Origin of the sequence: Streptomyces sp. NPDC044984, assembly GCF_040646935.1 — a bacterium.
Lineage (GTDB): Bacteria > Actinomycetota > Actinomycetes > Streptomycetales > Streptomycetaceae > Streptomyces.
Window position 1 is genome coordinate 128,501 of sequence record NZ_JBEZBE010000001.1, and the last position, 15,449, is coordinate 143,949.

General features: G+C 72.7%; 10 protein-coding genes. 5 read left to right on the forward strand and 5 right to left on the reverse strand.

Annotated elements, in window-relative coordinates; genetic code table 11:
* The first annotated feature begins 2 nt into the window (after window positions 1-2).
* The 3 genes from AB0A94_RS00655 (at window position 3) to recQ (ending at window position 5,327) form a co-directional block, all read left to right on the forward strand.
* Window positions 3-1,574 carry an NADH-quinone oxidoreductase subunit M gene (locus AB0A94_RS00655; RefSeq protein ID WP_361736706.1) on the forward strand — a complete coding sequence of 524 codons (1,572 nt, stop codon included), beginning with the start codon at window positions 3-5 and terminating at the stop codon, window positions 1,572-1,574.
* Complete coding sequence (gene nuoN, locus AB0A94_RS00660; protein ID WP_361736709.1) at window positions 1,571-3,220, forward strand: NADH-quinone oxidoreductase subunit NuoN; 1,650 nt, start codon at window positions 1,571-1,573, stop codon at window positions 3,218-3,220. Before AB0A94_RS00655 ends, nuoN begins: the two co-directional genes overlap by 4 nt.
* Window positions 3,221-3,392: 172 nt before the next feature.
* The gene (gene recQ / locus AB0A94_RS00665) at window positions 3,393-5,327 is read left to right on the forward strand and encodes a DNA helicase RecQ (RefSeq protein WP_361736712.1); all 1,935 of its coding nucleotides are present in this window, start codon (window positions 3,393-3,395) and stop codon (window positions 5,325-5,327) included.
* A gap of 276 nt (window positions 5,328-5,603) precedes the next feature.
* On the opposite strand, the gene AB0A94_RS00670 is transcribed toward recQ, so the two are convergent.
* Together AB0A94_RS00670 and fahA are read right to left on the reverse strand one after the other, a co-directional pair.
* Window positions 5,604-6,542: a M56 family metallopeptidase gene (locus AB0A94_RS00670; protein WP_361736715.1), complete on the reverse strand. Its 939-nt coding sequence runs from the start codon at window positions 6,540-6,542 to the stop codon at window positions 5,604-5,606.
* A gap of 169 nt (window positions 6,543-6,711) precedes the next feature.
* Complete coding sequence (gene fahA, locus AB0A94_RS00675) at window positions 6,712-7,926, reverse strand: fumarylacetoacetase (RefSeq protein WP_361736718.1); 1,215 nt, start codon at window positions 7,924-7,926, stop codon at window positions 6,712-6,714.
* A 338-nt stretch (window positions 7,927-8,264) separates the two neighbouring features.
* Between fahA and AB0A94_RS00680 the strand changes: the two genes are divergently transcribed.
* Window positions 8,265-9,524 (forward strand): DegT/DnrJ/EryC1/StrS family aminotransferase, encoded by a 1,260-nt coding sequence (locus AB0A94_RS00680; protein ID WP_361736721.1) that lies wholly within the window; start codon window positions 8,265-8,267, stop codon window positions 9,522-9,524.
* Window positions 9,517-11,751 (forward strand): lipopolysaccharide biosynthesis protein, encoded by a 2,235-nt coding sequence (locus tag AB0A94_RS00685; RefSeq protein WP_361736724.1) that lies wholly within the window; start codon window positions 9,517-9,519, stop codon window positions 11,749-11,751. Before AB0A94_RS00680 ends, AB0A94_RS00685 begins: the two co-directional genes overlap by 8 nt.
* A 70-nt stretch (window positions 11,752-11,821) precedes the next feature.
* Here the strand turns inward: AB0A94_RS00685 and AB0A94_RS00690 are convergent, their stop codons facing one another.
* The 3 genes from AB0A94_RS00690 to AB0A94_RS00700 are packed head-to-tail and all read right to left on the reverse strand — an operon-like array spanning window position 11,822 to window position 15,439.
* Window positions 11,822-12,925 (reverse strand): glycosyl hydrolase, encoded by a 1,104-nt coding sequence (locus AB0A94_RS00690; RefSeq protein ID WP_361736727.1) that lies wholly within the window; start codon window positions 12,923-12,925, stop codon window positions 11,822-11,824.
* Window positions 12,926-12,975: 50 nt separating this feature from the next.
* Complete coding sequence (locus tag AB0A94_RS00695; protein ID WP_361736730.1) at window positions 12,976-13,476, reverse strand: hypothetical protein; 501 nt, start codon at window positions 13,474-13,476, stop codon at window positions 12,976-12,978.
* A 43-nt stretch (window positions 13,477-13,519) separates the two neighbouring features.
* The gene (locus AB0A94_RS00700; protein WP_361736733.1) at window positions 13,520-15,439 is read right to left on the reverse strand and encodes a hypothetical protein; all 1,920 of its coding nucleotides are present in this window, start codon (window positions 15,437-15,439) and stop codon (window positions 13,520-13,522) included.
* Between the last annotated feature and the right edge of the window lie 10 nt (window positions 15,440-15,449).

Genomic DNA, 15,449 nt, shown 5'->3' on the forward strand with positions numbered 1-15,449 from the left:
CGATGTCCTTTCCTCTGCTGACAGCGACGGCGGCGCTCCCGGCCATCGGGGCGATCGCCACGGCCGCCGTACCGGCCGCGAGGCGCACGGCCGCCAAGTGGCTGGCCCTGCTGTTCTCGCTCGCCACGCTCGTCCTGGCGATCACCGTCCTGGTGCGGTTCGACCCGGACGGCGACCGCTACCAGCTCACCGAGTCCCACGCCTGGATCGCGGACTTCGGGGTGCGGTACGAGCTGGGCGTGGACGGCATCGCGGTGGCGCTGATCGCGCTGACCGCCCTGCTGATCCCGTTCATCGTCCTCGCGGGCTGGCACGACGCCGACCCCCTGGAGACCGGCAGCAAGCGGTGGCGGCCGACGCAGGGCTTCTTCGCCCTGATCCTGGCCGTCGAGGCGATGGTGATCATCTCCTTCGAGGCCACCGACGTCTTCCTCTTCTACATCTTCTTCGAAGCCATGCTCATCCCGATGTACTTCCTCATCGGCGGCTTCGGGGACCGTGCCCACGAGCACGGCGAGGAGAAGGCGGCGACCCAGCGGTCGTACGCGGCGGTGAAGTTCCTGCTCTACAACCTGGCCGGCGGTCTGATCATGCTGGCCGCGGTGATCGGGTTGTACGTGGTCGCCGGGAACTTCTCGCTCACCGAGATCGCCGCGGCGCGGGCCGACGGCTCGCTGGACATGGCGACCAGCACCGAGCGCTGGCTGTTCCTCGGCTTCTTCTTCGCCTTCGCGGTGAAGGCGCCGCTGTGGCCGCTGCACACCTGGCTGCCCAACGCCATGCAGGAGTCCACCGCCCCGGTGGCCGTGCTGATCACGGCGGTCGTCGACAAGGTGGGCACCTTCGCGATGCTCCGCTTCTGCCTCGGGCTGTTCCCGGAGGCCAGCAAGTGGGCGACGCCGGTGATCCTCGTCCTGGCGGTCGTCAGCATCATCTACGGGGCGCTGCTCGCGGTCGGCCAGCGCGACATCAAGCGGCTGATCGCGTACGCGTCGATCTCGCACTTCGGCTTCATCATCATGGGCATCTTCGCGATGACCAGCCAGGGCCAGTCCGGGGCGACGCTCTACATGGTCAACCACGGCATCTCGACCGCCGTGCTGATGCTGATCGCCGGATTCCTGATCTCCCGGCGCGGCTCCCGGCTCATCGCCGACTACGGCGGTGTGCAGAAGGTCGCCCCGGTGCTCGCCGGCACCTTCCTGATCGGCGGGCTCGCGACCCTCTCCCTGCCGGGTCTCGCCCCCTTCGTCAGTGAGTTCCTGGTCCTGGTCGGCACGTTCACCCGCTACCCGGTGATCGGCATCATCGCCACCCTCGGCATCGTCCTCGCCGCGCTCTACACCCTCGTCCTGTACCAGCGGACGATGACCGGCCCGGTGAAGCCCGAGGTCGTCGCCATGCCCGACCTGCGGGTGCGGGAGATCGCGGTGGTGGCGCCGCTGGTCGTGCTGCTGGTCTTCCTGGGCGTCTACCCGAAGCCCGTCACGGACGTCGTGAACCCGGCGGTGAAGCACACCATGTCCGATGTTGAGAAGAAGGACCCCCGGCCCGAGGTGGAGGCGGCCAAGTGAGCGCAACAGCCGTCCACAACCTGTGGACAACGGCGGCCGACCCGATCTCGAAGATCGACGCGCCGAAGATCGAGTACGGGCAGCTCGCGCCCACCCTGATCGTCGTCGGCGCGGCGGTCCTCGGGGTGCTGGTCGAGGCGTTCGTACCGCGCAAGTCCCGCTACTACGCGCAGGTGTTCGTCGCCGTGGTCGCGCTCGTCGCCGCGTTCGCCGCGGTCGTGGCGCTCGCCGCGGACGGCTACGGCACGACCAAGGCGGGCATCGCGGCGATGGGCGCCGTCGCCGTCGACGGTCCGGCCCTGTTCCTGCAGGGCACGATCCTGCTGACGGCCCTGGTCGGCCTGTTCACCTTCGCCGAGCGCCGGCTCGACCCGGAGGCGCACGGCAACCGGGTCGACTCGTTCGCCGCGCAGGCCGCGTCCGTACCGGGCAGCGACAGCGAGAAGAAGGCGGTCAAGGCCGGGTTCACCACCACCGAGGTGTTCCCGCTGCTGCTCTTCGCGGTCGCCGGCATGCTGGTCTTCCCGGCGGCCAACGACCTGCTGACGCTGTTCGTGGCGCTCGAGGTCCTCTCCCTCCCGCTGTACCTGCTGTGCGCGCTGGCCCGCCGCAAGCGGCTGATGTCGCAGGAGGCGGCGGTCAAGTACTTCCTGCTCGGCGCGTTCGCCTCCGCGTTCACGCTGTTCGGCATCGCGCTGCTGTACGGCTACTCGGGCTCGATGTCGTACGCCACGATCGCGCAGGTCGTCGACGGCACGGTCCAGGACGTCACCCCGGCGCTCGCCGACACCATGGGCAACGACGCGCTGCTGCTGGTCGGCACCGCGCTGCTGGTCATGGGCCTGCTGTTCAAGGTCGGCGCCGTGCCCTTCCACATGTGGACGCCCGACGTGTACCAGGGCGCCCCCACGCCGGTGACGGGCTTCATGGCGGCGGCGACCAAGGTGGCGGCGTTCGGCGCGCTGCTGCGGATCCTGTACGTCGTGCTGCCGGGCCTGCGCTGGGACTGGCGGCCGGTCATGTGGGCCGTCGCCATCGTCACCATGCTGGCCGGTGCGATCGTGGCGATCACCCAGACCGACATCAAGCGGCTGCTGGCGTACTCGTCGATCGCGCACGCGGGCTTCATCCTCGCGGGTGTCATCGCGACCACGCCGTCGGGCGTCTCGTCCGTCCTCTTCTACCTGGCGGCGTACTCGTTCGTGACGATCGGCGCGTTCGCGGTGGTCACGCTGGTGAGGGACGCCGGCGGCGAGGCGACGCACCTGTCGAAGTGGGCGGGCCTCGGCCGCCGCTCCCCGCTGGTGGCGGCGGTGTTCGCGGTGTTCCTGCTGGCCTTCGCGGGCATCCCGCTGACCTCCGGCTTCTCCGGGAAGTTCGCCGTGTTCAAGGCGGCGGCGGAGGGCGGGGCGGCCCCGCTGGTCGTGGTCGGTGTGATCTCGTCGGCCATCGCGGCGTTCTTCTACATCCGCGTGATCGTCCTGATGTTCTTCAGCGAGCCGCGCCCCGAGGGCCCGACCGTCGCGGTGCCGTCACCGCTGACGATGACGGCGATCGCGGTCGGCGTGGCCGTCACGGTGGTCCTGGGCGTCGCACCCCAGTACTTCCTGGAGCTGGCGGGGGACGCGGGGGTGTTCGTGCGCTGACGCGGCACTCACCGGCACGTCGGCGGCGGCCCGGCACCCCTCGGGGGTGCCGGGCCGAAGTCGTCGGGGCGGACCTGTGGACAACTCCGGGGCTGTCGGTGCGGACCCCTATCGTGGGGGCAGTGGTCGAGGGACGGCTCACGGGGGCACGGTGACGGGCGGTAGTGACGGGATGGCAGTGACGGAGAGCGAGGCGCTGGCCACGCTGCACCGGGTGTTCGGGTACGACGCCTTCCGAGGTGAGCAGGAAGCGGTCATCGAGCACGTGGTCACGGGCGGCGACGCCGTCGTGCTCATGCCGACCGGTGGCGGAAAGTCGCTCTGCTACCAGATTCCGGCCCTGGTCAGACCGGGTACGGGAATCGTCGTCTCCCCGCTCATCGCGCTGATGCAGGACCAGGTGGACGCGCTGCGGGCGCTGGGCGTGCGGGCCGGGTTCATGAACAGCACGCAGGACTTCGACGAGCGGCGCGTCGTCGAGGCGGAGTTCCTCGCCGGCGAGCTGGACCTGCTGTACCTCGCCCCGGAGCGGCTGCGGCTGGACAGCACCCTGAACCTGCTCTCGCGCGGCAAGATCTCCGTCTTCGCGATCGACGAGGCGCACTGTGTGTCCCAGTGGGGGCACGACTTCCGGCCGGACTACCTCACGCTGTCGCTGCTCGGCGAGCGGTGGCCGGACGTGCCCCGCATCGCGCTCACGGCGACGGCCACGCACGCCACGCACCGGGAGATCACCGAGCGTCTCGGCATGCTGGACGCCCGGCACTTCGTGGCGAGCTTCGACCGGCCCAACATCCAGTACCGGATCGTGCCCAAGGCCGACCCCAAGAAGCAGCTGCTGAGCTTCCTGCGCGGGGAGCACGCCGGGGACGCGGGCATCGTCTACTGCCTGTCGCGCAACTCGGTGGAGAAGACCGCCGAGTTCCTCAGCCGCAACGGCGTCGAGGCGGTGCCGTACCACGCGGGCCTCGACGCGGGGACGCGCGCCGCGCACCAGGCGCGGTTCCTGCGGGAGGAGGGCCTGGTGGTGGTGGCGACCATCGCGTTCGGCATGGGCATCGACAAGCCGGACGTCCGGTTCGTCGCCCACCTCGACCTGCCCAAGTCCGTCGAGGGCTACTACCAGGAGACGGGCCGCGCGGGGCGCGACGGGCTGCCGTCCACGGCCTGGATGGCGTACGGGCTCAACGACGTCATACAGCAGCGCAAGCTGATCCAGTCCGGTGAGGGCGACGAGTCCTTCCGGCGGCGTGCCAACCAGCATCTGGACGCGATGCTCTCCCTGTGCGAGACCGCGCAGTGCCGGCGCGGCCAGCTCCTCGCCTACTTCGGGCAGGACCCCGACCCGGCGGGCTGCGGCAACTGCGACACCTGCCTCACCCCGCCGGAGACCTGGGACGGGACCGTCGCGGCGCAGAAGGTGCTGTCCACGGTGGTGCGGCTGCAGCGGGAGCGCGGGCAGAAGTTCGGCGCGGTGCAGATCGTGGACATCCTGCTGGGGCGGCGCACGGCCAAGGTCATCCAGTTCGACCACGACCAGCTCTCCGTGTTCGGCATCGGCGAGGAGCTCACCGAGGCGGAATGGCGGGGTGTGGTGCGTCAGCTGCTGGCGCAGGGACTGCTCGCCGTGGAGGGGGAGTACGGCACGCTGGTGCTGACCGAGGCGAGCGGGGCGGTGCTGCGGCGGGAGCGGGAGGTGCCGCTGCGCAAGGAGCCGAAGAAGCCGGCGACGGCGGCCCGGGGCACGAGCGGCCGGGGCGAGCGCAAGGCCAAGGCCGCCGCGGCCGAACTGCCCGGAGAGCTCCAGCCCGCGTTCGAGGCGCTGCGTGCCTGGCGGGCCGAGCAGGCCCGCGAGCAGGGGGTTCCGGCGTACGTCATCTTCCACGACGCCACGCTGCGGGAGATCGCCACGGTGTGGCCCACGTCGGTGGGTGAGCTGGGCGGGATCAGCGGGGTGGGGGAGAAGAAGCTGGCGACGTACGGGGAAGGCGTGGTGGGGGTGTTGGCGGGGTTGACGGCGCCGGGGGGTGCCGGTGCCGGATCCGACCACCCCGGCGGCCCGGACGACTGGCCCGAGGAGGAGCCGGAGCCCGACGGCTGGGAGTAGGCGGCCGCGCGAGTCGGGCTGGGCGGGGGGAGCTGCGCAGCCCGGCGCTTGCGGGGTGCCTCCCCCGCTCTCGGCTTCTCCCCCACTCTCGGCTTCGCTCGAGCGGGAGGGACCCCCATGAGCGGGAGGGACCCCTATGAGCGGGAGGTACCCCCATCGCCCACCCTCCCCCACCCTCGGCTGCGCTCGGGCGGGGGGACCCCCATCGCCCTGGGGGTACTTCCCAGGCCCTTGAGGCACTGGGGGAGGCACGACTGCCCGCAGTGGGCGTCTGGGCTACGGCAGGGCCGTCAGGCCCGGGGCGAAGGTGATCAGGAGGGGGACGAAGGGGACCAGGGCTGCCGCGGCCGTCGTCAGGGCGCGGTGGTGGCGGCCGAGGCGGGGCGGGGGTTCCAGGAGGCGGTCGACGCGTTCGCCGAGCAGACGGTGGCTGGAGGCGCAGGACAGCACGCCGCGGTGCTGGTTGAGCTCGATCAGCGCCAGGGCCGTGGTCAGGTGGCCGCAGCGGCGGGAGGCCGTGTCGTCGGCGGACAGTTCGACCAGGCGGTGGGTCTGGTCGCAGAAGTGCGCGAACAGCGGGACGTGGGGGAAACCGGTGGCGAGGGCGGTGGAGAGGTGCAGCAGCCAGTCGTGGCGGGCGCGGGCGTGGCCGCGCTCGTGGGTGAGGACGGCGTCGAGCTGGTGGTCGGTGAGCCGTTGCAGGGCCCCGGTGGTGACGATCAGCTGGGGCGGGCTGCCGGGCATCCACCAGGCGTCGGGGTACTCGTCCTCCAGCACCAGCAGCGGGCCCCGGGCCGCGGGCAGACCGGCGGGCAGGTCGGGGGCGCGTTCGCGCAGATGCTCCCGGGCCCGGGAGCGCCGGCGGCGGGCCTCGACCAGCTCCCGCCCGAGCATGGCCGTCGTCCAGGCCGCCCCGCAGGCCAGCAGCAGGGTGAGGACGGTCGCCCAGGGCGAGGCGGCGGACAGGTCGTACGCCGCGGTGACCGCGGGCGGGGCCGGGGCGAAGAGCTGGGCGCGGACGGTGCCGAAGACGGCGGCGGCGCCCAGGGCGAGAGCCGTGACGCAGCACAGCAGGACGGTGGCGACCAGGCACTGCCACACCCACAGGGCGACCACCGGTTCCCGTTCCGGCCACTTCGCCCGGGTCAGCGCCCGGGGGACGGGCACGGCGGCCGTCACGGCGACAACGCTCAGCAGGAGCAGGCAGACGGTCATGCCACGGGCTCCGGATCCTGTCGGAAGAGGGCGGCTTCGGGTCGTGCTGGGGGCGTGCGGGAAGTGCGGGGGGAGCGCGGCATGAACGCGCACACCGCCCGACGCCAAGTATGACGGCGAAGGGCGGTGTGAGGCAGGGGTCGTCGGGGATCGGTGAGGGCCGGACGGGTCAGACCGTGGGGACCACCCGTCCCGTGACCTCGCCGAGGCCCACGCGGACGCCGTCCGGGCCCGGTGCCCAGGCCGACAGCGTCACCACGTCGCCGTCCTCCAGGAACGTCCGCTTGCCGTCCGGGAGTTCGAGGGCGTCGCGGCCGTTCCAGGTCAGTTCGAGGAGCGACCCGCGTTCCCGTTCGGCGGGGCCGCTCACCGTGCCGGAGCCGTACAGGTCGCCGGTGCGCAGGGAGGCGCCGTTGACGGTCATGTGGGCGAGCTGCTGGGCGGCCGTCCAGTACATGGTGGAGAAGGGGGGTTCGGAGACGACGTGGCCGTTGACGGTGACGGTGATCCGCAGGTCGTAGCCGCCGGGTTCCTCGTCCGCGTCGTCCAGGTACGGCAGCAGCTCGTGCGTGCGCTCCGGCGGCGCGACGCGGGCCTCCTCCAGGGCGTCCAACGGGGTGATCCAGGCCGACACCGAAGTGGCGAAGGACTTGCCGAGGAACGGGCCGAGGGGGACGTACTCCCAGGCCTGGACGTCGCGGGCGGACCAGTCGTTGAGGAGGCAGAGGCCGAAGACGTGGTCGCGGAAGCCGCCGAGCGGCACCGGCCGGCCCAGCTCGGACGGCACACCGACCACGAAGCCGACCTCGGCCTCGATGTCCAGCCGGACGGACGGCCCGAAGACGGGGGCGGCGTCGGTGGGCGCCTTGCGCTGGCCGGAGGGGCGTACGACGTCGGTGCCGGACACCACGACCGTCCCGGAGCGGCCGTGGTAGCCGATCGGCAGGTGCTTCCAGTTCGGCGTCAGGGAGTCGGCGGCGTCGGGGCGGAACATCCTGCCGACGTTCCGGGCGTGGTTCTCGGAGGCGTAGAAGTCGACGTAGTCCGCGACCTCGAAGGGGAGGTGCAGGATCACCTCGGACAGCGGGTGGAACAGCGGCTCGACGGTCTCGCGGTGCGCCGGGACGGTCACCCACGCCGTGAGCGCCCGCCGCACGTCCGACCAGGCCGTGCGGCCCGCCGCCAGCAGCGGGTTGAGGGTCGGCCGGGCGAGCAGGGAGGCGTACGGCGAGCCCAGGGCGTGCGCCGCCGCGCCGGCGTCGAGGACGTGGTCGCCGAGCCGGACGCCCACGGTCCGCTCCGACGAACCGGGAGGCGAGAAGACGCCGTACGGCAGGTTGTGCGGGCCGAAGGGATCGCCCTCGGGTACATCGAAGGGGGGCATCGGGTGCTGCCTCGCTTTCGTGTGCGCAGGTGCTCCACGTGTCCGTGGCCGTGCCACACGTTACGGGTGGGACGGCGGTCTTGGGCAGAGCCGATGTGGTGGCGCCCGGCATCCGCGGCCGGCAGGGCCGGTGGGGCCGGTGGGGCTCGTGGGGCCGGTGGGGTCGGTGGGGACGGGGTGCACGGACCCGGGGACACCGCGTGCCGCCTCCGCCTGCGTACCGGAAGTCATCCACAGGACACGACGCAATCTTGACGGAGCGGTGCGAACGGGGCGACTCTGGGCACGTGCCGGAAGGTCTCGGGGAGGGGGCGTTCCGAAGGCACACTGGGGGGCGGATGACCGTGGGGGAGGCCGGCTCGCGCTCGGCGCGCTCGGGATCGCGGCCGGAACGGCTGGAAGAGATCATGCGCGGCCGGCTCGGCCGGGAATGCGTGTACGTGCCGTCCTGCAGATTCGGGCTGTTCGTGGCGTTGCGCCACTGGTGCCCGCCGGGCGGCCGGGTACTGATGTCGCCGGTCAACGACGACGTCATCTTCTTCGTGGTGCTGGCGGCGGGACTGCGGCCGGTGCAGGCGCCGTTGAACCCGTTCGACGGGTCCATCGACGTCGACGCCGTGCCCGAGGAGACGTGGGGCTCACTGTCCGCCGTGTTGACGACGAACCTGTACGGCAACCCGGATCCGGCGCCGGAACTGCGGGCGCGCTGCGACGCGTCGGGCATCCCGCTGCTCGAGGACGGGGCGCACGCCATCGGCAGCGCGGTCGGCGGGCGGCCGGTCGGGGCCTGGGGCGAGGCCTCCGTCTTCAGCCTGTCCAAGCATGCCGGTGCCCAGGCGGGCGGCATCCTCTCGCTCACCGACCCGAGCCTGGCCGAGGAGGTGCGGGCCACCTGCGACGAGCTGCTCGCCCCGCCCCGGCCGGTGTCCGAACTCGTCTATTTCCTACGGCCGTACGCCGAGGCCGCCGTACGGGGGCTGGGGCTGCGGCGGGCTGCCCGGGCCGCGTCGGGGCTGCTGGGGCTGACGGAGCGCGACGGGATCAGGATGCCGCTGCGTCCGGAGGAACTGACCCGGGCCGTCGCCGCGGCCCCGGACCTGGCCGCGCACGACCCCTGGGTCCGCGTCGACCTGCACACCTACCGCCTGGAGTCCGGACCGCTGCGGCTGCGGCGCGTCCGGCGCAGGCTGGGACGGCTGGACGAGGTGCTGCGGGCGTACCGCGACGGCACGGAACTGCTGCTGTCGACCCGGTGGGCCCGGCCCGGGGAGGGAAGCGGGGTGCAGCCGTTGTTCCGGGTGCCGTTGCTGGTGGCGGACCGGGACGCGGCGATCGCGGCACTGGCCCGGCGCGGGATCGTCGTCGGCTACCTCTACGACCCGCCCCTCGACGACTACGCGGGGAAGGAGTTCACCGACCCGTCGCCCGCACCCGCGGCGGCCCGCTGGTTCGCGCGGCACGCGCTGCCGGTGGACCCGCTGCGGGCGGAGGAAGCCGTCGACGTGCTGGAGCGTTCCGGTGCGCGGCCGGCCGGACCGCCGGAGGACCTGACGCGGCCGGGAGCACCGGCCGACGGGCCGGGGCCGGCCCGTGACTGACACCCGGGTGCACGAGCCCGCCGCGGTGCGCGACGGCGGCGGGCCCCGGCCCGCCGGGAACCCGCCCGGCTCCGACTCCCTGTTCAAGAACGCCTACTTCCTGATGCTCAGCACGGGCGTGTCCGCCGTCCTCGGCCTGGGGTTCTGGCTGGTGGCCGCCCGCTACTACTCCGAGGACGCCGTCGGCCAGGGCTCCGCCGCGATCGCCGCGATGCGGCTGCTCGCCAGCATCACCGCGACCACGATGATCGGTGCCGTGGTCCGCTTCGTACCGCGGGCCGGCCGCGAGACCGGACGCCTGGTGTGGGGCGTGTACCTGGCGAGTTCGGTGGTCGTGGCCCTGGCCGCGGGCGTCTTCCTGCTCACGCTCGACCAGTGGGGCGCCTCCTACGCGCCCCTCGGCACACCGGTGGCCGGGGCGCTGTTCGTCGCGGCGTGCGTGGCGTGGGCGCTGCTCACCCTCCAGGACGGCGTGCTCACGGGGCTGCGCAAGGCCGAGTGGGTGCCGGCCGGGAACGCCGTGTTCTCCGTCGGGAAACTGGTCCTGCTGGCCGTCTTCGCGAGCGCGCTGCCGGTGCTGGGCATCTTCGTGTCCTGGGCCGTGGCCATCGCGTTCTCCACACTGCCGCTCGGCTGGCTGATCTTCCGCCGGCTCATCCCGCGCCAGGCCGCCGCGGACCGCGACGTGGAACCGCCCGGCCTGCGGTCCATGGGCCGCTTCCTGGCCGGCGACTCGCTCGGCGCGCTGTTCAGCCTGGCGATGATCAATCTGCTGCCGGTGATGGTCGCGGTCCGCTTCAGCGCGGCGGAGAACGGCTACTTCTACGTGGCGTACACCGTCGGCGGCACGATGGAGTTCATGGCCATCAACATGGCCTCGTCGCTCACCGCCCACGCCTCGCACGACCCGCGTCAGCTCGCCGACGGCGTGCGCGGGGCGCTGCGCCGGATGACGCTGCTGCTGGTGCCGGTGGTCGCGGTGCTGGTCGTCTTCGCGCCCCAGATCCTCACGCCGTTCGACGCGGACTACGCCGAGCACGGCTCGACCGTGCTGCGGCTGCTCGCACTCGGGGCACTGCCCCGGGTGGTCGTGGAGCTGTACATCGGCGTACTGCGGGTACAGGGGCGCACCGGTGTGCTCGCCGTTCTGCAGGGCGCGATGTGCGCGCTGGTACTGGGCAGCGCGGCGGTGCTGTTCACTCCGGCGGGGATCGCGGGGGCGGGATGGGCGGTGCTGATCAGCATGACGCTGATCGCGGTCGTCTCGGTGTTCGGGCTGCGTGCGGCGCTGCGCGACAGGACCGGCGGGAGCGGGGGACGGCCCGCCGCCGTCCCCGACTACGGCACCCGCTGGGCCCGGCTGAACGCCACCGCCGGGTACGGCACGAACTGGGCGCGCCGGGCGGCGTACGAGCACAGGGGCCCGGGAGAGGACCACGGGGACGACGAGGACGACGAGGACACCGTCACGCTGTTCATCGGCCGCCCCGGCTACGAACGGGAGGCGCTCCAGGCGGACACGGTGGCGTTCGTCGTGCGGCCGCGGGCCCCGGACGAGCGGGAGGCGGACTCCGGCGGCGATCCCGGCCGTCGGGCCGGGTGGATCCTCTGGACCCTGCTCGGCCTCGCGACCTTCGTCCACTGGTTCTCGGTGCGCGGACTCCCGTGGTCCGACGGGGCCGGCGGAGGCGAGCCCACGGGACGTCAACTGCTGGACGGCCTGCCGCCGCCCGCGCTGGCCGCGGGAGGACTCCTGCTCCTCGTCTTCGTCGCCTCGGTGACGTTGTACGGGCGACCGGCCCCCTGGCTCCCCGGCACCGCGCTGGGCTCCGCCCTGGTCGCCCTGCACACCGCGCCCGCCGCCCTGGGGTGGCGGCCGGAGCCGGTGGACGGGGCCCCGTACGCCGGCGCGGCCCGTTTCCTCGCGGAGGCGGTGGGGCTCGACGGCCCCGGTCTCTTGCTGCGGTGGGCCCCTTCGGCGTTCCAGCTGCTGTGCCTCGTACCGCTGTGGCTGCTGCTGGCACACGCGGGCCGGTGGCTGACGCGGCCGGGCCGCTGGGGCGTCCTGTACCTCGCCGCGGTGGCCGGCTGGGTGTTCCGGGAGGCGCTCGCACCGGTCGCGCCGTCGCTGCTGGCCGCGCTCCTCGGGCTCGTGCTGCTCGGCCGGGCGGTTCCGGCGCCGTGGCGCGCGGACCGCGGCGGACGGAACGGCCCGCCCGTCCACTGAACGGCCCGCCCGTCCACTGAGCGACCCGTGCGCCCACTGAACGGCCCGTGCGCCCGGCGCCCGGCGTCGTTCAGCGGGGCGGCACGGGCTGGTGGAAGTACCCGTTCTTCCCGGCCTCCCGGTAACCCTCGAGCCCCGGGCCGTCGTTGACGGTCAGATCGCACTCGGCCTTCTCGGAGGTCGGCCGGTTCCAGTGGACCAGGGCCTTCACCTCCGGGAGCTTCTTCACGTCGGTGGGGATCCGGGCGTACCAGTCGCGCTGGCGCGACGGGTCGTCGGCGTCGGGTGCGGTGGCGAACTCCGCGAGCATCACCGGTTTGGTGTCGGAGACGTTCGCCCGCAGCCATTCGTAGCTGGGCCGCTGGCTGCGCAGGAAGTCCTTCCAGTCGGTGGTGTCGTGGCAGCCGTAGTAGTTGTACTGGTCCATGGCGATCCAGTCGACGTACTCGTCCCCGGGGTAGAGGGCCTTCATCTCCTTCGCGCTGCCGAGGTAGCCGGAGACGGTCCACACCCACACGACGTTGTCGGCACCCAGTTCACGGAACCGGTCGTGGAGGTGGCGGTACGCCGCGACGAACTCCGCCGGGGTGCCCGCGCCCTCCTTGATGCGGGCGTCGGTCTCCTGGTCGAAGGAGAAGAAGACACGTTTGCCGTAGGCCTTGATGCGCCGGATCTGCGGGTCGAGGATCTCCTCGTCGTACTTCCCCGCGGCGATGTTCTTCCAGCCGAGCTGGGTCTCCGACCAGTTCTCGTGGTGCGGCTCGGTCCAGACGGTGGACTCCCAGGCCAGCATGAGCAGCCTGTCCCTGCCGAGCTCCTGCTCGTCGGGGGTGAGCAGCTGCCCGTCGAGTTCGGTGCCCGACATGTCGTGGTAGTTGTACACGAGGTCGAGCTTGCGGCCGATCCTCTTCTCGAAGCCGAGCACGGCGTCCTTGAGCGAGCCGTTCGCGGCGTACGGCACATAGGCGCCCCACCAGGCGCCGCAGGGCGGAACCAGCGTGTCGGTGGGGGCGCAGGGGCCGGTGGGCAGCTCGCCGGAGGCCGCGTTGCCGGGTGTGGTCCCGCCGGAGGGGTCCGCGTCGTCGGAACCGCCGGCCCAGAACCCGAGCCCGGTGAGCAACGCGGCGACCGTCACCAGGACGACCGCCGTGCAACCGCGCCTCGCGCGCCCCATGTCCCTCACCCCACGCCACTTGGCCCGCTTGCGCAGCCGGTGCGGTCCCGTCATGCGGCACCGCCGTCGGAGGGCCCGCGCCCGGCGCGCTCCGCGGCGCCGCGCCGGGCGGCGGGCAGCGGAAGCCCCGGCAGGGCCGCGGCGACCGTGGTGAAGACGGCGAGCGAGACGAGGAAGGCGGTCATCGAGAAGCCCTCCACCAGGAACAGCGAGGTGGCGGTGAGCACGCCGAGCGACAGGCTGACCGGTGCGGCGAGCGCGACGGCCTCCAGCCTGGCGCCGGGGGCCAGCCCGCCCGGCTGCGGATACAGTGCCGCGCCGCCCGGGCCGAACAGGGTGAAGAGCAGGACCGGGATCCAGCGCAGCGGTGAGGGGCCGGGTACGGCGGTGGCGGCCAGCGCGAGCCAGCCCGAGGCCCCGACGAGGACCCTGAGGCGCGTCCCGGTGCTGCGGACGCCCCTCGTGCCGCGGGGGTCACCGGTTCCGGCGGCGTTCCCGGCACCTGCGGAGTCCGGGGGTTCGGTGGAGTTCGCGGAGCCGGTGGCGTTCATGCGCCGGCCCGACGGGACGGAATGGCCTTCATCGTCACTTCGATCACCTTGTGGTCGTTGCTCGGGCGGCCGGGCGGTACTCCAGGACGACGCCGTAGGAGTGGCTTTCGACGGTCCGGAAGAGCGGTGAGGCGGAGAGCTTCGTGCGCAGCGTCTCGAAGCCGCCGGGCGGCAACAGGCCCTCGCCGGCGGTGTAGACGTCCTGGGTGCGGGTGAGGACGACGTACGTCCTGGTTCCCGGCGGGATCCCGGCGGCGAGGTAACCGGCCGGGTCCTTCAGCATCCTCTCGTTCTCGGGCAGTTCCTGCTCGGCGAAGAACCAGTGCTCGAGGCGGTCGTACCGGTGCAGCGCCTGCGGGAAGGAACCGCTGGTGGCGAGGATCAGCGAGCCGTCGGGAGCGTTGTCGAGGGCGCGGGTGACCAGTGCGGTCTCCTCGGGCGGCGTGTAGTACATCTTCTCCTTGCCGTAGTACGACGGCAGGAAGCCGGCCAGCAGCACCAGCAGAACGGCCGGCAGGGCGACGGCCGCGACCCTGCGCCGCACCGCCCTCATCCGGCTGCGGTGGGTGCCCGCGACGGCGGGCACGAGCGCGGCGGCGGCGAAGAAAGCCGCTCCGGGCAGGCCGAACAGGTAGACGCGGAACAGCATTTCGCCGCCGTAGTCGTTGACGGCGAAGAGCGGGACCGGGGCGGCGGAGACCAGCAGCAGCGGCAGCGCGCTGCGGACCAGCCGGCGCCGCAGCACGAGGGCCGCCCCGGCGAGCGCGGCGACCGCGAGCACCATCAGCACGTTCGCGGTCCCGGCGAGTTCGGGTCCGGGGCCGGTCAACTGCCCCGCGTAACCGGCGCGGGAGTTCTGCGTCAGCTCACCGATCGACTCCTTGAGGGTGGACAGCGTCTCGGTGAACAGCGGCCGCCCCATGGTCAGGTCCCAGGTGAGCATCAGCAGCGCGGTGACGGCCAGCAGCCCGTAATTGCGGTAGCGGCGCGTGAGGTTGAGCGCGAGCAGGCAGATGCAGAGCATCACCGGGGTGAGCTGGTGCGTGGCGTTGACGGCGGCGATCAGCGGGGCGAGGATCACCACGCAGACCGCGCGCTGCCGGTTCCCCGTGGGCGGCGGCACGGGGGCGGCGGCCGGGTCGAGGAAGGAGCGGTCGCGCAGCCGTCCGGCGGAGCCGGGGCGCACGAAGTGCCGCAGCACCACGGCGATGACCGTCAGGTGCAGCAGGTACGCGAGCCCTTGCGGGGCGAAGTAGTCCTGGCCCACCCAGTTGGCGAGCTGGAAGATCCACACGGCGGTCCACACCAGCCGCCAGTCCTGGCAGAAGGTGCGGTACATCAGGACCAGCACGGGCATCATCAGCAGACCGAGGACGATCGGCGCCCAGTTGGCGTACGCGGCGGCGCTCTCCACGCCGAAGGCGCGCACCAGCCCGGCGCCGAGCGTGAAGAAGCCCGGCCACTGGTCGTACGCGGACATGTTGCCCGACAGCGCCGCGCCCGGCCGCAGCTCACCGTTGGCGAGCATCGTGTCGACGACGGCGTCGTGCTTGGAGGCCCACGGGTAGCGCACGGCGTCGTACAGCACCGCCGGTGGTGCCTTGAGCGCGAACAGCAGCGCGGCACAGTGCGCGGCCGGCCACCACGGCGCGGTGCCCGCGCGCCGCAGGCTGAGGACGAAGCCGGCGGTGAGGACCAGCAGCGAGAGGTGGTAGGCGGCCGGCAGGCGGTCCAGCAGGCCGTAGTCGCCCATCTCCCGGAAGCCGATGCGGGGCAGTGCGTAGCACCACAGCCCGGCGGCGAGCAGCAACGTCAGCAGGCCGGCGTCGGGGAAGCGGCGCGGGACCGGCCAGGACCTGCGGCCACCGCCGGAGGTCCGTCCCGGATCCGCGGGGCCGGTGACCGGGCCGGCAGCGGGCAGCGCGCTGCTCTCAGCGGTCGGTACGGGCACATGTTGTTGCACGCCGAGACTC